Genomic DNA, 15,655 nt, shown 5'->3' with positions numbered 1-15,655 from the left:
ACGGAACGGCCCCGGTGCCGCACCGGAGCCGTTCCGTCCGTCCTGCCGGAGATCATGCCTCCGGGAGCTTGGCCGCGAGGATCCCCCGGATGTAGTCCCGGTTCATGGCCGTCACCGTGAGGCCGTCGCCGCCGTAGTGCTCCACGCACATGGGGCCGTCGAAGCCGGCCTCCAGCGCCATGCCGATGGCCTCGCGGTAGTCGATGAAGCCGAGGGCCAGCGGCGCCGGCGCCGAGGCGTAGGAACCGGTCGCGGGGTCGTGGTCCCGGAAGTAGTTCTTGAGCTGCCAGTAGTTGGTGTGGGGAAGCATCTTGGTCAGCATCTCCCGCCAGTCCTCGACCTCCCGGTGCAGGCGGACGATGTTGCCGATGTCGGGGCACAGCCCCACGTTGGTCAGGTCCACGGCGGTGACGAGCTGCACGGAGCTGTCGGCGGTGCCGAGGAAGGTGCCCTCGTACATCTCCAGCGACACGCTGACCCCACGCTCGGCGGCGTACTCGCCGAGCTCGCGGAAGCGGGCGGCGGCCTTCTCCCGGTTCTCCGGGGTCTCCTCGTCCTCGGCGCCCTCCGCGAGCCAGAACCAGGTGGCCTGCTTCTGCGGCTCGGTGAACGGGTCGTGCAGCCCCAGGCACACCATGGGCACCTCGAGGTCCGCCGCGGCGTCGATGGTCCGCTTCGTGTAGGCCATGTTCTCCCGGGCCCGGTCCTCGTCCGGGGTGATCACGCTCTTGCGGGTCACGGCGATGTCGCTGAAGGCGAGGTCGTAGGAGCGGGCCGTCTCGAGCAGCCGGCGGCGGCCGTCGGTGTCGAGGTCGGCGGGCCGGACCCAGGAGTCGGTGAGGTCGACGTGGTCGAAGCCCGCGAGGCGGACCTCGCGCAGCGTCTGCCTCCAGGCCTCGGGGCCGGCGGTGGTGCGGTCGCGGCCGTCGGCGGTGGTGCCGGTGAAGTTCAGCAGGGCGGCGCCGATCGGCCAGGTCTCGGGGGTGTGCGGCATGGTTCTCTCCTTGTCGGGCGCCTCGTCGGGCGCCGTGCTGGGTGGTGTCCGGGGTGCGCGGTGGCACCGGTGCTCGGGGCGGCGCGGGCTCACACCATGTGCTTGCCGCCGTCGATGAAGTACGAGGCGCCGTTGACGAACCCGGCCTCGTGGCTGGTCAGGAAGGCGACGAGGGCGGCCACGTCCTCCGGCTGCCCGACGCGGCCGGCGGGGATGCCCGCGGACATGGCGGACTTGCGGTCCTCGGTGAGCGCCCCGCCCATGATGTCCGTGTCGATGGGGCCCGGGACGAGCGCGTTGCAGGTGATCCCGTGCGCCCCCAGCTCCCGGGCGCCACCGCGGGTCAGACCGAGGACCGCGGCCTTCGCCGCGGCGTACCCGGTCTTCGAGAACGTCCCGCCGCCGTCGTAGGCCGTGATCGAGGACGTGTTGACGATCCGGCCGCCGTGGCCGCCCTCGACCATGCGCCGGGCCGCCGCCTGCATCATGAGCAGCGTGCCCGTGGCGTTGACGTCCATGACCCGGGTCCAGACGTCCCTCGTGAGCTCGAAGAAGGAGTGGGGGCTGGCGATGCCGGCGAGGTTCACCTCGGCGAGCACGGGCGGCAGGTGGGCGTCGATCTCCTCGAACGCGGCGTCCACGGAGGCGGGGTCGGCGACGTCGACCGGGATGCCGCGCACCGGGCTCTCCGTCCGTCCGGCGAGCTCGGCGGCGAAGGAGCGGACGCCGTCGGCGTCGACGTCCAGCACCGCCAGGGCCCACCCCTCCCGTGCCAGGCGGCGGGCGACGTGGCGGCCGATGCCGCGCTCGGCCCCGGCGCCGGTGACCACCGCCGTCCGGTGCGCGGGGAACTGTCCGTCGGTCATGAGAACTCCTTCGGGGCGATCAAATGCGGGGCGATCAGGTGCGGGGCGTGGTGTCGGTGGCCGGCTCACGCGGCCAGGGCGTAGACGACCCAGGCCAGGGCGAAGGCCATGAAGCCGATCGCGGTGCCGACCACCGACCAGGTCTTCAGCGTGGTCAGGGTGTCGAAGCCGCAGAACTTGCCGATGAGCCAGAAGCCCGAGTCGTTGACGTGCGAGAAGGTGATGGAGCCCGCCGCGATGCCGACGACGATGGCGGCCAGCCCGACGCCGGACAGGCCCAGCTCCGCGACGGCGGGCGCCATGATGGAGCCTGCCGTGGTCGCGGCCACGGTGGCCGAGCCCTGGGCCACGCGGAAGGCGATCGCCACGAGGAAGCCGGCCAGGATCACCGGGAGCCCCATCGCGTCCAGGCCGCCGGCGATGGTGCCGCCGATCCCGGTCTCGGTGAGCACCCGGCCGAAGGCGCCGCCGGCGCCCGTGATGAGGATGATCGAGCAGACCGGGGCGAGGGCGTGGTCGACCAGGTCCTCCAGGGCGCCGCCGATCGAGCCGCGGCCGCGCCGCGGCCGCAGGTACAGCAGGTACATCGCGAACAGCGTGGCGATCAGCAGCGCGATCGGGGTGTTGCCGATGAGCCGGGACAGGCGGAACAGGACGTTGTCCTCGCCCACGGACCCGCTGGCCTCCAGCGTGGTGAACAGCGTGTTGAAGAAGATCAGCACGAGCGGCAGCAGCAGGACGAAGATGATCGTCCAGAAGCCGGGCCGGGGCATGTCGTCCTCGAGCTCCACCTCGCCCAGGAGGTTCGGCACGGGCATGTCCGGGTAGCGCTTGGCGATGACCAGGCTGAGCCGGTAGCCGGCGAGGTACCACGTGGGCAGGCCGACCAGGAGCGAGACGAGCACGACCATCCCGACGTCGGCGCCCATCACCGTGGCGGCGGCGGTGGGGCCCGGGTGCGGCGGGGTGAGGGCGTGCATCATCAGGAAGGCGCCGATGGAGGGCAGCACGTAGAGCATGAAGGAACCGCCCAGACGCCGCGCCACCGTGTAGATGATCGGCAGCATCACGATGAAGCCGGCGTCGAGGAAGATCGGGAACGCGTAGAAGAGGGAGGCCACCGCCAGGGCGAGCGGGGCCCGCTTCTCCCCGAACCGCCGCAGCATCGCGTCGGCGAGCACCTGGGCGCCGCCCGAGACCTGGACCAGGCGGCCGAGCACCGCGCCGAAGCCCACGAGCAGGGCCACGTTGCCCACGGTGGTGCTGAACCCCGCGACCACCACGCCCACGACGTCGGCCACGCCGATGCCGGCGGCCAGCGCCGTGAGCAGGCTGATGATGATCAGGGAGAAGAACGCGTGGACGCGGAGCTTGATGATCAGGAAGAGCAGCGCGGCGATGGCCGCGACCGCGATGGCGAGCAGAGCCCACGTGGGCCTCTCCGCCAGGACGAGCGCGTCCGCCGTGGCGGCGGGAAGAAGGATGTGCATAGCTGAATCACCTTTGATCAGAACGCGGGCGGGCCACCCTGATGCTGTGGCGTGGACCACATTCAACGGCCATTGGCCAATACCCTATAGGATATTGGTTAACTGTCCAGTGGGTGGGGCGTTGTCAGGAGCGGTCCGGCCGCCCTCCGCGCCCGCTACTGCGTGGGACAATGCCTGTTACGGCGGACGCGAGTGAGGAAATCGGCATGGACACGACTGTTCCGGGCGGGACGTGGGTGCAGCGCAGCATCCTCGCGGACCAGGTCTACAAGGAGATCCTCGCGCGCCTCATGGACGGTGACCTGAAGTCCGGGGACCCCATCAGCATCGACGGCACGGCGCGCGCGCTGGGCGTCTCGCCGACCCCGGTCCGGGAGGCCTTGGCGCGGCTGGAGTCCACGAACATGGTGGTCCGCGCCGCGCTGCGCGGCTACCGCGTGGCACCCCTGCTCACGCACGAGGAGCTGCTGGACCTCATGGACGCGCGCCTGCTCATCGAGCCGTACAACGCCGAACTGGCGTGCGGCCGCGCGGACGCGACCTTCCTGGAGTCCCTCGAGCGGTCCATCGACGACCTCCGCGAGGCGCCGAACGGGCCCCACTTCTCCGACTACCGCTCATACTGGGAGGCGGACGAGCGCTTCCACCGGCTCATCGCGGAGCAGGCCGGCAACAAGTTCGTCCTCGGCGCCTACGAGTCCCTCGGCGGGCACGTGCACCGGTTCCGGCTCTTCAGCGGACTGGGGGTGCAGGACGCGCGGAGCGCCATCGAGGAGCACGCGCGGATCCTCCAGGCGCTGCGCCGCGGCGACCCCGCGGCCGCGCGGATCGCCATGGCCGGGCACATCTGCGGCGTGCGGGAGCGGGCCATCCACGAGCACGAGAGCGCCGGCCAGGACGCCCGGAGCGAGAGCGCCTGAGGCCCCTCCCGCACCCCTCGACACCTCCCGGTGTGGTTGACACCACACTCCGGTGCGTGGATCCTATAGGAAACACGGCGAAGACCTGATCCGGTTCCCGCGGTCGCTCGCGACCCGCGCTCCGATGCCGCCGTGTCCCACGGACAGAACATGTGCACATCAGAGGAGATGGGGATCATGGCTCAGCGCTCGGTAGCAGTAGTCGGTTCGGGATACATGGGCGGGGGCATCGCCCAGGTGCTCGCCCTCGGCGGCGCGCGGGTCGCGCTCGCCGACATCTCGCAGGAGATCGCCGAGAAGAACCTCGAGCGCCTGCTCGGGGAGGCGGAGCAGTTCGTCGCCGACGGGCTCTTCCCGGCGGACGCGGTCGAGCGCCTGCGGGAGAACCTGTGGGCCGCTCCCAGCATCGAGGAGGCCGTCGCGGACGCCTCCTACGTGGAGGAGGCCGTCCCGGAGAAGCTCGACATCAAGCACGGCACCCTGCGCCGGATCAGCGACGCCGCTCCGGCGGACGCCGTGATCGGCTCCAACACCTCCACCATCTCCATCGCCCAGCTCGCCGAGGTCGTCGAGAACCCGGGCCGCTTCCTGGGGGTGCACTTCTCCAACCCCGCGCCGTTCATCCCCGGCGTCGAGGTCATCCCGCACGCGACCACCACGCCCGAGACGGTCGCGGCGGCCCAGGAGATCGTCGAGCTGACCGGCAAGAAGTCCGCCGTGGTCAAGGACGTCACCGGTTTCGTGCTCAACCGCCTGCAGTACGCCCTCTTCCACGAGGCCGCCCAGCTGGTCGAGGAGGGCATCGCCACCGCCGAGGACGTCGACACGCTCGTGCGCACCACCTTCGGCTTCCGGCTGCCGTTCTTCGGCCCCTTCGCGATCGCGGACATGGCCGGACTGGACGTCTACTCCTTCTGCTACGCCTCCCTGCAGACCTCCTTCCCCGAGCGCTTCGCCACGCCCAAGGCCCTCCAGGACCTCGTCGACGCCGGGAAGCTCGGCACCAAGTCCGGCGCCGGCTTCCTGCAGATCCCTGCCGAGCGCTCGAACGACCTCGTCGCGTACCGCAACAAGGCGTACGTGGCCATGGGGCAGCTCCTGAACGACCTGGGCCCCAGCCCGGTCGACGAGGAGACCGCCCAGCAGGGCGGCGCGTCCGCCCCCGCCGGCTGAGCCGGCGCCACCGCACACCCCGCCGGCCGGAGCGGCGCTCGACGTCGATCGCCGCTCCGCCCGGCCACCCTTCCGAGACCACCGAGGCTGGAACGATGACTTTTCTTGTGAACGATCCTGCGGAGTTCGCGTCCGACGCGCTGCGGGGCTATGTGGCCGCCCATCCCGAGCACGTGGTGGCCGCCCACGGCGGGGTGGTGCGCGCCTCCGAGACGCCCGCGGGCCAGCCGGCGCTGGTGATCGGCGGGGGGTCGGGGCACTACCCGGCGTTCGCCGGGTGGATCGGGCCGGGGATGGGCCACGGCGCCCCGTGCGGCAACATCTTCTCCTCGCCCTCCGCCTCCCAGGTGTACTCCGTGGCGCGCTCGGCGGAGAACGGCGGGGGTGTGGTCCTGGGCTTCGGCAACTACGCCGGGGACGTGCTGCACTTCGGCCAGGCCGCGGAGAAGCTGCGCGCCGAGGGCGTGGACGTGCGGATCATCCGGGTCTCCGACGACATCGCCTCGGGCCCGGCCGAGGCCCACCGTGAGCGCCGCGGCATCGCCGGGGACCTGCCGGTGTTCAAGATCGCCGGGGCGGCGATCGAGGCCGGGGCCGATCTGGACGAGGCCGAGCGGGTGGCGTGGAAGGCCAACGACGCGACCCGGTCCTTCGGGGTGGCCTTCGAGGGCTGCACCCTGCCCGGTGCCGGCGAGGCGCTGTTCCACGTGCCGGCCGGGGAGATGGCGATCGGGCTCGGGATCCACGGCGAGCCCGGCGTGCGCGAGGTGCCGATGGGCACGGCCGACGAGGTCGCCGACCTGCTGCTCGACGGGGTGCTGGAGGAGGAGCCCGTCCGGGTCGAGGGCGGCTACCAGGGGCGGGTGGCGGTGCTCGTCAACGGTCTGGGCACGGTCAAGTACGAGGAGCTGTTCGTGGTCTACGCCCGGGTGGCCGCCCGGCTGGCCGAGAAGGGACTCACCGTGGTGGCCCCGGAGGTCGGGGAGCACGTCACCAGCCTGGACATGGCAGGGTGCTCGCTGACCGTGGTGTTCCTCGACGAGGAGCTCGAGCGCTACTGGCTGGCCCCGGCCGACACCCCGGCGTTCCGCCGGGGTGCCCCGGACACGGCCGGGCGGCCGGCGCGGACCGGGGTGCACACCCCCGGCGCGGAGGAGGTGCCCGAGGCCACCGCGGAGTCCCGGTCGGCGGCCGAGCGGGTCGTGGCGGCCCTGGCGGTGCTGGAGGCGACCGCGGCCGAGCACGAGGAGCACTTCGGCAAGCTGGACGCCATCGCCGGCGACGGCGACCACGGCCAGGGCATGGCCTACGGGACCCGGGGCGCGCTGGCGGCCGCCCGGGACGCGGCCGAGGCCGGTGCCGGGGCGCGGACCGTGCTGCTGCGCGCCGGGGATGCCTGGGCCGAGGAGGCCGGCGGCACCTCCGGTGCCCTGTGGGGCGCGGCGCTGACCGCGGCCGGCGGGGTCTTCGACGACGCCGCCGGGGCCGGGTCGGACGAGGCGGTGGCCGCCCTGGTGGCCGGGATCGACGCGGTCGTGCGGCTGGGCGGGGCCCAGCCGGGGGACAAGACCATGGTCGACGCCGCCCTGCCGTTCCGCGAGGCGCTGCTGGCCGAGTTCGAGACCTCCTCCGACCTGGCGGGCGCCACGAAGAAGGCCGCCGCCGTGGCGCGGGAGGCCGCCGAGGCCACCGCGGACATCACCGCCCGCCGCGGGCGCTCGAAGGTGCTGGGCGACAAGAGCCTGGGCACCCCGGACCCCGGGGCGCTGTCCTTCTCCGTGCTCATGGACGCCCTGGGCGATCTCTTCGCCCGGACCCCGGACGCCCGGTAGGAGGCGGTCGTGACGGTGTGGGTCGGCACGAGCTGGAAGATGAACAAGACCCTGGCCCAGGCCACGGACTGGGCCCGGGGCCTGGCCGAGGCCCTGGCCGGGCGGGACCTCGGGGACGTGCAGCCCTTCGTGATCCCCCCGGCCACGGCGATCGCCGCGGTGGCGGCGGCCCTGGCGGAGGAGCCCCGGGTGCTGGTCGGGGCGCAGAACGCGCACTGGGCCGAGGCCGGTGCCTGGACCGGGGAGGTCTCCGTGCCCCAGGTCGCCGACGCCGGGGCCCGGATCGTGGAGATCGGCCACTCCGAGCGCCGCGAGCACTTCGGCGAGACGGACGAGACCGTCCGCGCCAAGGTCGCCGCGACCCTGGCCCACGGGCTCGTCCCGCTGCTGTGCGTCGGGGAACCGGCGGAGGTGCAGGCCGCCGGCGGTTCCGGCGCGCACGTCCTCGGCCAGGTCGAGCGCGCCCTGGCCGGCCTCGAGGCCGAGCAGCTGTCCCGGGTGCTGATCGCCTACGAACCGATCTGGGCGATCGGCGAGCACGGCCGCCCGGCCACCGTCGCGGAGCTGGCCGAACCCTTCGCCGCCCTGGGTGCGCACTGGGGGTCCCGGGTGCGCGGGCTGCTCTACGGCGGGTCGGTCAACCTGGACAACGCCGCGGACCTGCTCGGCATCGACCACGTGGACGGCCTGTTCGTCGGCCGCACGGCCTGGCGGCTGGAGGGCTACCTGCGCCTGCTCGAGATCGCGCGGAGCGCTGAGGCGGCCCGCGCGAGGACCACCAACGACGAGAACGACGACAAGGAAAAGGTGAAGTGATGAGCGAGAAGAAGCTGCGGATCGTGATCGGCGGCGACGACGCCGGGTTCGACTACAAGGAGGCCCTGCGCCGGGACCTCGAGGCCGACGACCGCGTGGAGAGCGTGGTCGACGTCGGTGTCTCGAAGACCGAGAACACGGACTACCCGCACGTGGCCGTCGAGGCCGCCCGGAAGGTCGCCTCCGGGGAGGCCGACCGGGCGCTGCTGATCTGCGGCACGGGCCTGGGCGTGGCGATCTCGGCGAACAAGGTCCCCGGGATCCGGGCGGTGACCGCCCACGACTCCTACTCGGTGGAGCGCTCGGTGCTCTCCAACAACGCCCAGGTGCTGTGCATGGGCCAGCGGGTCGTCGGCCTGGAGCTGGCCCGGCGCCTGGCCAAGGAGTGGCTGGGCTACACCTTCGACACCACCAGCGCCTCGGCGGCCAAGGTCGAGGCCATCACCGGCTACGAGAACGGCTGACCGCACCCCGGCACCAGCCCCGCCGGGCCCCGGCACGGGACACCGTGCCGGGGCCCGGCGCGTGTCCGTGCCGGGGCCGCGACTACGTCCGCGCAGCACGCAGGTGCGCCAGGACGGCCGCCCCCACCTCCTCCGGCCGCTCCTCGGCGAGGAAGTGGCCTGCGTCCACGGCCCGCCCCGTGGCCCGCGGGAACTGCCGCCGCCACAGCGCGAGCGGGTCCTCCCGCGCGCCGACCCGCCCCCGGGCGCCCCACAGGACGAGGGCGGGCAGGTCCCGCTGCTCGTGCTCGTCCGCCTCGTCGATCTCCCGGTCCGGGCCGGCGGCCGCGCGGTAGTCGCGGCACCAGGCGTCGACCACGGCGGGATCCCGCGCCGCGTCCTCGTAGGCGGCGAGCGCCGCCGGGTCGAACGGGACCTGCGTGCCGCTGAGCCCCTGGAGCGTCCGGCGCACGAAGTACACGGGGTCGTGGCCGATCAGGGTCTGCGGCAGGCCCTCGCCCTGGGCGAGGAAGGCCCAGTGGTAGTACTGCAGGGCCATCCACGCGTCCATCGACCGCCACACCTCCAGGGTGGGCAGGATGTCCAGCAGGGCCACGGACGCCGCCGCGCCGGGGGCGTCGAGCGCCATCCGGTGGGCGGTCCGGGCGCCGCGGTCGTGCCCGACGACGGAGAACCGCTCGTGGCCCAGCGCCCGCATGAGCTGCACCTGGTCGGCGGCCATCGCCCGGAAGGTGTGGTCCTCGCTGCTCGTGCGCGAGCCGCCGTAGCCGCGCAGGTCGGCGGCGACCACGGTGAACTCCTCCGCCAGCACGGGGGCGAGGTGGTGCCACATGGCGTGGGTCTGCGGGAAGCCGTGCAGCAGGAGCACGGGCGGGCCGTCGCCGCGCGTGCGGGCGTGGATCGTGCCGTCGGCCACGGGGACGTCGTGGGCGGTGAAGTCGGGGAACACGGTTCCTCCTGCAGGTCGGGGACGGGCCGCGCGGCGCGGGGCCGGGACTGTAATGCGGGCCCGGCGGCGTTGTACGTGATGGGCTGGACCGCACACGCTCCAGACAACACCAGCGAGGAACCGGGAGAAACCCCATGAACCACGCCCCGACGCAGTTCGTCGACCCCGCGGCCGGCACCGGTCACGGCACGAGCACGCGGGAGCTCGTGGAGACCGCCGAGCGGTACACCGCGCGCACGTACTCCCCGCTGGACGTGGTGGCGGCCCGGGCCCAGGGCACCACCGTCACGGACGTGGAGGGCCGGGAGTACCTCGACTTCCTCGCCGGCTACTCGGCGCTGAACTTCGGCCACGGCCACCCGGCGGTCCTCGAGGCGGCCCGGACCCAGCTGGAGCGCGTGACGCTGACCAGCCGGGCCGTCCACAACGACCAGCTCGGCCCCTTCGCCCGGGAGCTGTGCGAGCTGCTCGGCCAGGACATGATGCTGCCGATGAACACCGGCGCCGAGGCCGTGGAGTCGGCGATCAAGGTCGCCCGCAAGTGGGGCTACGAGCGCAAGGGGGTGGCCCCGGGCCGGGCGCAGATCGTGGTGGCGGCGGGGAACTTCCACGGCCGCACCACCACGGTCATCAGCTTCTCCGACGACGACGAGGCGCACCGCAACTACGGCCCCTACACGCCGGGCTTCGTGACCGTCCCGTTCGGGGACCTCGCAGCCCTCGAGGCGGCCGTCACCGAGGACACCGTCGCGGTGCTGCTGGAGCCCATCCAGGGCGAGGCCGGGGTGATCGTGCCGCCGCCGGGGTACCTGCAGGGCGTGCGGCGGTGCACGGCCGAGCGCGGCGTCCTGCTCGTCGCGGACGAGATCCAGTCCGGGCTGGGCCGCACCGGCCGGACGCTGGCGTGCGAGCACGAGGACGTGGAGGCGGACCTCTACCTGCTGGGCAAGGCCCTGGGCGGGGGAGTCCTGCCGGTGTCCGCGGTGGTGGGCCGGGCGGACGTGCTCTCGGTGCTGCGGCCCGGCCAGCACGGCAGCACGTTCGGCGGGAACCCGCTGGCCGGCGCCGTCGGCCGCGCCGTCGTCGCCCTCCTCGCCACCGGGGAGCCCCAGGAGCGGGCGCGGGTCATGGGGGAGAAGCTGCACGCCGGCCTGGCGGAGCTGGCGCCGCTGGGCCTGACCGAGGTGCGCGGGCGCGGGCTGTGGGCCGGGATCGACATCGATCCGCGGCTCGGCACCGGCCGGGAGTGCTGCGAGCGGCTGGTGGCCCACGGGATCCTCGCCAAGGACACCCACGGCTCCACCATCCGGCTGAGCCCGCCGCTGGTGATCACCGACCGGGAGCTGGAGCGGGGCCTGACCGCGCTCGCGGACGTGCTGCGGGAGATGGCCGGCCGCTGATCCGCCTCAGCCCGTCCCGGCGGACTCCGTCCCGGCGGGCGCCTCCCCGTGGGCCAGCGCCGACTCGATGCTGCCGGCGAGCTGCGCCGGCGAGGTCTTCGGGGCGAAGCGGCGGATCACCCGCCCGTCCCGGCCCACGAGGAACTTGGTGAAGTTCCACTTGATGGCGTCGCCCATGATCCCGCCCCGCTCCCCGCGCAGCCACGACCACAGGGGGTGGGCGCCGGGGCCGTTGACGTCGACCTTCTCGAACATCGGGAACGTCACGCCGTAGTTGCGGCTGCAGAAGTCGGCGATCTCCTCCTCGCTGCCCGGCTCCTGGTGCCCGAACTGGTTGCAGGGGAAGCCCAGGACCACGAGCCCGTCCTGCCGGAAGTCCCGCCACAGCTGCTCGAGGCCCTCGTACTGCGGTGTGAACCCGCACTCGCTCGCGGTGTTGACCACGAGCACCACCTTCCCGGCGTACTCGGACAGCGGCTGCTCGCGCCCGTCCAGGGTGGTGGCGGTGAAGTCGTGCAGCGTGGTCATGGGAGCCTCCGGAGCGGTCGGGGACGGCGGTCTGCTCCCATTCTGCCGCCGACGCGCCGCCCGCGCCCGCGAGAGCGCCCGCGATCCCGCGGGTCAGTGCTGCGGCCCCTTCATCCGGGCCAGGAAGCGGAACCTGTCCCCGCGGAACACCGAGCGGGTCCACTCCACGGGGGAGTCGTCAGCCGTGAACCCGAGCCGGTGGATCAGCAGCAGGGGAGCCCCCATCTCGATGCCCAGGAGCCGGACGTCGTCCGGGCCGGCGAGCCGGGTCTCCACGGTGTCCTCGGCCGCCACGATGTCGATGCCGTAGTCCTGGCGCAGCGCGGTGTACAGGGAGCCGGTCCGGTCCAGGTGCGCCGCCAGGCCGGGCAGCGCTCCGGCGAGCAGGGCGACCTCGTGGGCCAGCGGCTCGCCGTTGATGAGGCGGATCCGCTCCACCCGCGCGAGCTCGGCGCCGACGGGCACGCGCAGCCGGGCCGCTGCGTCGTCGTCGGCGGCCGTGCGGCTCACGTCGAGGACCGTGGAGGAGCTCACGAGGCCCTGGGCGTCGGCGTCGTCGCTGAACGAGGTGAGCTGGCGGACGTAGGTGAACCGCGGCGGGGCCACGAAGGTCCCCCGGCCCTGGGCCCGGCCCAGCACCCCTTCCGCCACGAGCTCGCCGATGGCCTGGCGGACCGTGGTCCGGGAGGTGGCGTACTGCTCGGCGAGCGCCCGCTCCGTGGGGATGAGCGCGCCGGGGGTCGCGTCCCGCACGAGCGCCCGGAGCTGCTCCTTGAGCAGGTAGTACTTCGGGACGGCCCGCGGCTCCGCGCTCATGGGGCCAGCATATCGACCGCGCCGCCCGGTCCTGCGGGCACCGTTTCCCGAGGTGTGAGCATTGACACACAAATTGGTCTAGTCCAAGCTGGGGGAACGACAGCTGTGACGATCGCGAACACTGCGGCCGAGAGAAGGGGAACTGCTCATGAGTGCACGAACGAGGCGCCGGTCCCGGGCCGTGGTGCTGGGGACCGGCCTGTCGATGGCCGTGGTGCTGGCCGCCTGCGGCGGCGGTGGGGAGAGCGCGAGCGGCAGCGGGGAGGGCGACGGCGTGATCGAGGTCTGGGCCCACAGCGGCCAGGCGGCCGAGGCCGAGGCGCTCGAGGCCCTCGTCGCCGAGTACAACGACTCGCAGGAGGACGTCAGCGTCGAGCTGACCCTCATCCCCGAGCCGGACTACACCAGCACCGTCCAGGCGACCGCCGCGGAGGACCTGCCCGACGTGATGGAGATGGACGCCCCGACGATGGCGTCCTTCGTCTACGACCGCAAGCTCGTGCCCCTCGACGACGTGGTGTCGCAGGAGACCCTCGAGAACCGGATCGAGGGCGTGCGGGAGAGCGGCACGTACCAGGACCAGACCTACGCCGTCGGCATGTTCGACGTCGGGCTCGGGCTGTGGGGCAACCAGCAGCTCCTCGACGCCGCGGGCGTGGAGGCCCCGGCCACCGCCGACGAGGCGTGGACGGCGGAGGAGTTCGAGCAGAACCTGCAGAAGCTGGCGGAGGTCAGCCCGTCGGGCAACGCGATCGACCTGGGCGAGGCCAACGGCTTCGCCGCCGAGTGGGGAACCTTCACCACCTCCCCGGTCCTGTGGTCCAACGGCGGCACGCTGATCCGGGACGGCGCGGCGGAGGGTGTGCTCAACAGCGCCGAGAACGTGGAGGCCCTCGAGGAGTGGGCCTCGTGGAAGGAGCACACGGACCCGAACACCAGCGGCACCGCCTTCCCCGACGGGGACGTCGCCCTGACCTGGACGGGCAACTGGATGTACCCCACCTTCAGCGAAGCCCTCGGCGAGGACCTGGTCCTCATGCCCCTGCCCGACCTCGGCAACGGCACCAAGGCGGGCCACGGCTCCTGGCAGTGGGGCGTGACGCCGGCGGCCGGCGGCGACCAGGCCGCGGCCGGTGCCTTCCTCGACTTCCTGCACTCCGACGAGAGCATCGCCACGATGGTCGAGGCCAACGCGGCGGTGCCCGGCACCACGAGCGCCCTCGAGGGCAGCGAGCTCTACGGCGAGGGCGGGCCGCTGGAGCTGTTCGCGTCCAACCTGGCCTCGGCATGCAGCTCGGAGGAGGTCACCCCGGAGTGCATCGCGGTGGCGCGGCCCATCACCCCGGGCTACCCCACGGTCACGAGCTCCTACGGCAGCGCCCTCGCGGCGATCTGGGGCGGGGCGGACCCGCAGGAGGAGCTCGACAGCGCGGCGCGGGCCATCGACGCCGACTTCGAGGACAACAACGGCTACCAGGACGAGTGACCGCCGCGGCGGGGCCGCCCAGCGGCCCCGCCGCGCACCTGCGAGGAGTGCACCATGACCACCACACCGGGCCTCGCGGCCCCCGCGTCCGCCCCGGCTGACGTGCTAGAGGCTCCACCGCCCCGCAGGGGGCTCCGGCGGGACGGGCTCGCCGGGGTCCTCATGGCGGGTCCCGCCGTGCTGCTGCTCGTCCTGTTCGTCGCGGTCCCGTTCGTCGCGGCCATCGGCTTCTCCTTCCACAACGTCCGGCTCGGCGACCCGCGCGATCCCGCCTTCATGGGGCTGACCCAGTACGCCCGGATCTTCACCGACCCCGACGTGTCCAGCCGGTTCCTCAGCGCGCTGCTCCACAACCTGGTCTTCGCGGCCGTGGTGGTCCCGGTGCAGACCGCCCTCGCGCTCGCGCTGGCCCTGCTCGTGCAGAAGACCGTCCGGGGGGTCGGGATCTTCCGGTCCGTCTTCTTCCTCCCCGTCGTCTTCCCCATCGCCCTGGTGGCCCTCATCTGGCGGCTGATCCTCGCCCGCGGGGACGACGGCCTCCTCAACTCCCTGCTCGGGTTCTTCTCGGGCGGTGCCTTCGGGGCCCAGGACTGGCTGGGCTCCGAGCTCACGGCGCTGGCCTCGGTCATCGTCCTGTCGATCTGGCAGGGCGTCGGCTTCCAGATGGTGATCCTGCTGGCGGCCCTGCAGCAGGTGCCCGCCGACCTCTACGAGGCGGCCCGCCTGGACCGGGCCGGTGCGTGGCAGCGCTTCGTGCACGTCACCCTGCCCGGGATCAACACCACCCTCGTCTTCGTGGCGCTCTACACGATGATCCTGTCGCTGCGCGTGTTCGACCAGATCTACGTGCTGGCCCGCTCCGGCGGGGGGCTCAACGAGGACGCCACCCGCACCGTGATGTACGAGGCGGTGACGTCGGCGTTCGACGAGAACAACATCGGGCGCGCGAGCGCCATCTCCGTGGTGTTCTTCGTGATCGTGGTGGTCCTGTCCCTCGTCCAGCGCCGCGCCACCCGCGAACGGGAGGACTGACATGACGCAGACCGCCGCCCCCGCCGCCCGCCGCCGCAGGACGGACGTGCCCCGCTACGCGGTGCTCGTCGTCACGAGCCTCCTGTTCTTCGCCCCGGTCGCCTACATGGTGGCGGCCTCGCTGGCCCCCGCCTCCCGCACGCTCGCCGGCTTCGAGGTCTTCGACCCGCGCGAGTGGGGCCTGCACAACTACACCGGCGTGGCCTCGAGCCTGTCCTCGGACAGCACCGGCCACCTGTGGCGGTTCTTCTTCGTGTCCGTCACCGTCACGGTCTGCGTGGTGGGGCTCGGGCTGGTCGTGAACTCGATGGCGGCCTTCGCCCTGTCGCGGCTGACCTGGCGGGGCAGGAACCTGGTGCTCCTGGGCGTCCTGCTGCTGCTCATCGTCCCGTTCGAGGCCGTGGCCGTGCCCATGTTCTACCTCTACAACGACGCCCGGAACACCCTGTGGATCCAGATCGTCCCCTTCATCGGCAACGCCCTGTCGATCTTCCTCTTCTACTCGTTCTTCTCCGGCATCCCCCGCAGCATCGACGAGGCCGCGCGGATGGACGGCGCCGGGCCGCTACGGGTGTTCTGGCAGATCATCGCGCCCATGAGCAAACCCGCGTACGCGTCGGTGGCGGTGCTGACCTTCCTGACCCAGTGGGGGGCGTTCCTGTGGCCGGTGCTGATGATCTCCGAGCCGAACCTGCGCCCCCTGCCCCTCCAGATCAGCGTCTTCGCGGGCCAGCTCCCCCCGGCGTGGGGCGAGGTCATGGCCTTCGGGGTGCTCCTGGTGGTGCCCGTGATCGTCGTGTTCCTCGTCTTCCAGCGCTGGTTCATCGAAGGCGTGGCGAGCTCCGCCGTCAAGGGCTGAGCCGGACCGCCCCGGCACCGCCCACCTCCA

The 15,655-nt window shown here is 72.8% G+C and carries 15 protein-coding genes; 9 read left to right on the top strand and 6 right to left on the bottom strand.

Going from position 1 to position 15,655, the window contains the following annotated elements; all coding sequences use genetic code 11:
• Positions 1-52: 52 nt before the first annotated feature.
• The 3 genes from EQG70_RS16795 to EQG70_RS16785 form a co-directional block, all read right to left on the bottom strand.
• Positions 53-994 (bottom strand): sugar phosphate isomerase/epimerase family protein, encoded by a 942-nt coding sequence (locus EQG70_RS16795; protein WP_017833600.1) that lies wholly within the window; start codon positions 992-994, stop codon positions 53-55.
• Between the two features lie 89 nt (positions 995-1,083).
• The gene (locus EQG70_RS16790) at positions 1,084-1,860 is read right to left on the bottom strand and encodes an SDR family NAD(P)-dependent oxidoreductase (protein ID WP_017833599.1); all 777 of its coding nucleotides are present in this window, start codon (positions 1,858-1,860) and stop codon (positions 1,084-1,086) included.
• 65 nt (positions 1,861-1,925) lie between these two features.
• Positions 1,926-3,350 carry a GntP family permease gene (locus EQG70_RS16785; protein ID WP_017833598.1) on the bottom strand — a complete coding sequence of 475 codons (1,425 nt, stop codon included), beginning with the start codon at positions 3,348-3,350 and terminating at the stop codon, positions 1,926-1,928.
• 206 nt (positions 3,351-3,556) lie between these two features.
• On the opposite strand from EQG70_RS16785, the gene EQG70_RS16780 reads away from it, so the two are divergent.
• From EQG70_RS16780 to EQG70_RS16760, 5 genes are all read left to right on the top strand, one after another.
• Positions 3,557-4,270 (top strand): GntR family transcriptional regulator, encoded by a 714-nt coding sequence (locus tag EQG70_RS16780; protein ID WP_017833597.1) that lies wholly within the window; start codon positions 3,557-3,559, stop codon positions 4,268-4,270.
• A gap of 177 nt (positions 4,271-4,447) precedes the next feature.
• A complete protein-coding gene (locus EQG70_RS16775) occupies positions 4,448-5,443 on the top strand; it encodes a 3-hydroxyacyl-CoA dehydrogenase family protein (RefSeq protein WP_109268466.1) in 996 nt (331 codons plus the stop codon).
• Between the two features lie 95 nt (positions 5,444-5,538).
• Positions 5,539-7,275, top strand: coding sequence for a dihydroxyacetone kinase family protein (locus tag EQG70_RS16770; RefSeq protein ID WP_109268400.1), 1,737 nt, complete (start codon positions 5,539-5,541; stop codon positions 7,273-7,275).
• A gap of 9 nt (positions 7,276-7,284) precedes the next feature.
• Complete coding sequence (locus tag EQG70_RS16765; RefSeq protein WP_109268399.1) at positions 7,285-8,091, top strand: triose-phosphate isomerase; 807 nt, start codon at positions 7,285-7,287, stop codon at positions 8,089-8,091.
• Positions 8,091-8,555: a ribose-5-phosphate isomerase gene (locus EQG70_RS16760; protein WP_017833593.1), complete on the top strand. Its 465-nt coding sequence runs from the start codon at positions 8,091-8,093 to the stop codon at positions 8,553-8,555. Before EQG70_RS16765 ends, EQG70_RS16760 begins: the two co-directional genes overlap by 1 nt.
• 82 nt (positions 8,556-8,637) lie before the next feature.
• Here the strand turns inward: EQG70_RS16760 and EQG70_RS16755 are convergent, their stop codons facing one another.
• On the bottom strand, positions 8,638-9,504 hold the full coding sequence (locus tag EQG70_RS16755; RefSeq protein ID WP_109268398.1) for an alpha/beta fold hydrolase: 867 nt from the start codon (positions 9,502-9,504) through the stop codon (positions 8,638-8,640).
• A gap of 134 nt (positions 9,505-9,638) precedes the next feature.
• Here EQG70_RS16755 and rocD point away from each other — a divergent pair, with 134 nt between their 5' ends.
• Positions 9,639-10,904: an ornithine--oxo-acid transaminase gene (gene rocD, locus EQG70_RS16750; RefSeq protein ID WP_197723054.1), complete on the top strand. Its 1,266-nt coding sequence runs from the start codon at positions 9,639-9,641 to the stop codon at positions 10,902-10,904.
• Positions 10,905-10,910: 6 nt separating this feature from the next.
• Here the strand turns inward: rocD and EQG70_RS16745 are convergent, their stop codons facing one another.
• Both EQG70_RS16745 and EQG70_RS16740 read right to left on the bottom strand, forming a co-directional pair.
• Positions 10,911-11,432 carry a glutathione peroxidase gene (locus EQG70_RS16745; protein ID WP_109268397.1) on the bottom strand — a complete coding sequence of 174 codons (522 nt, stop codon included), beginning with the start codon at positions 11,430-11,432 and terminating at the stop codon, positions 10,911-10,913.
• Positions 11,433-11,525: 93 nt separating this feature from the next.
• Entirely contained in the window at positions 11,526-12,248 is a 723-nt protein-coding gene (locus EQG70_RS16740) for a GntR family transcriptional regulator (protein WP_035923531.1), read from the bottom strand.
• A 148-nt stretch (positions 12,249-12,396) separates the two neighbouring features.
• On the opposite strand from EQG70_RS16740, the gene EQG70_RS16735 reads away from it, so the two are divergent.
• Genes EQG70_RS16735 through EQG70_RS16725 form a run of 3 tightly spaced genes read left to right on the top strand, consistent with a single transcriptional unit; the run spans position 12,397 to position 15,625 of the window.
• Complete coding sequence (locus EQG70_RS16735; RefSeq protein WP_035923529.1) at positions 12,397-13,734, top strand: ABC transporter substrate-binding protein; 1,338 nt, start codon at positions 12,397-12,399, stop codon at positions 13,732-13,734.
• Between the two features lie 54 nt (positions 13,735-13,788).
• Positions 13,789-14,766 carry a carbohydrate ABC transporter permease gene (locus tag EQG70_RS16730; protein ID WP_109221449.1) on the top strand — a complete coding sequence of 326 codons (978 nt, stop codon included), beginning with the start codon at positions 13,789-13,791 and terminating at the stop codon, positions 14,764-14,766.
• Position 14,767: 1 nt separating this feature from the next.
• The gene (locus tag EQG70_RS16725; RefSeq protein WP_109221448.1) at positions 14,768-15,625 is read left to right on the top strand and encodes a carbohydrate ABC transporter permease; all 858 of its coding nucleotides are present in this window, start codon (positions 14,768-14,770) and stop codon (positions 15,623-15,625) included.
• The last annotated feature ends 30 nt before the right edge of the window (positions 15,626-15,655 follow it).

This window comes from Kocuria rosea (assembly GCF_006094695.1).
GTDB classification, from domain to species: Bacteria; Actinomycetota; Actinomycetes; order Actinomycetales; family Micrococcaceae; genus Kocuria; species Kocuria rosea.
Note: the sequence above shows the minus strand (reverse complement) of the source record. Positions and strands in the feature narration are given on the sequence as shown.

Excerpts from the sequence above, each read along its gene's own strand:
- EQG70_RS16795 (WP_017833600.1), bottom strand. The coding sequence starts at position 994 with ATGCCGCACACCCCCGAGACCTGGCCGATCGGCGCCGCCCTGCTGAAC.
- EQG70_RS16790 (WP_017833599.1), bottom strand. The coding sequence starts at position 1,860 with ATGACCGACGGACAGTTCCCCGCGCACCGGACGGCGGTGGTCACCGGC.
- EQG70_RS16785 (WP_017833598.1), bottom strand. The coding sequence starts at position 3,350 with ATGCACATCCTTCTTCCCGCCGCCACGGCGGACGCGCTCGTCCTGGCG.
- EQG70_RS16780 (WP_017833597.1), top strand. The coding sequence starts at position 3,557 with ATGGACACGACTGTTCCGGGCGGGACGTGGGTGCAGCGCAGCATCCTC.
- EQG70_RS16775 (WP_109268466.1), top strand. The coding sequence starts at position 4,448 with ATGGCTCAGCGCTCGGTAGCAGTAGTCGGTTCGGGATACATGGGCGGG.
- EQG70_RS16770 (WP_109268400.1), top strand. The coding sequence starts at position 5,539 with ATGACTTTTCTTGTGAACGATCCTGCGGAGTTCGCGTCCGACGCGCTG.
- EQG70_RS16760 (WP_017833593.1), top strand. The coding sequence starts at position 8,091 with ATGAGCGAGAAGAAGCTGCGGATCGTGATCGGCGGCGACGACGCCGGG.
- rocD (WP_197723054.1), top strand. The coding sequence starts at position 9,639 with ATGAACCACGCCCCGACGCAGTTCGTCGACCCCGCGGCCGGCACCGGT.
- EQG70_RS16745 (WP_109268397.1), bottom strand. The coding sequence starts at position 11,432 with ATGACCACGCTGCACGACTTCACCGCCACCACCCTGGACGGGCGCGAG.
- EQG70_RS16740 (WP_035923531.1), bottom strand. The coding sequence starts at position 12,248 with ATGAGCGCGGAGCCGCGGGCCGTCCCGAAGTACTACCTGCTCAAGGAG.
- EQG70_RS16735 (WP_035923529.1), top strand. The coding sequence starts at position 12,397 with ATGAGTGCACGAACGAGGCGCCGGTCCCGGGCCGTGGTGCTGGGGACC.
- EQG70_RS16730 (WP_109221449.1), top strand. The coding sequence starts at position 13,789 with ATGACCACCACACCGGGCCTCGCGGCCCCCGCGTCCGCCCCGGCTGAC.
- EQG70_RS16725 (WP_109221448.1), top strand. The coding sequence starts at position 14,768 with ATGACGCAGACCGCCGCCCCCGCCGCCCGCCGCCGCAGGACGGACGTG.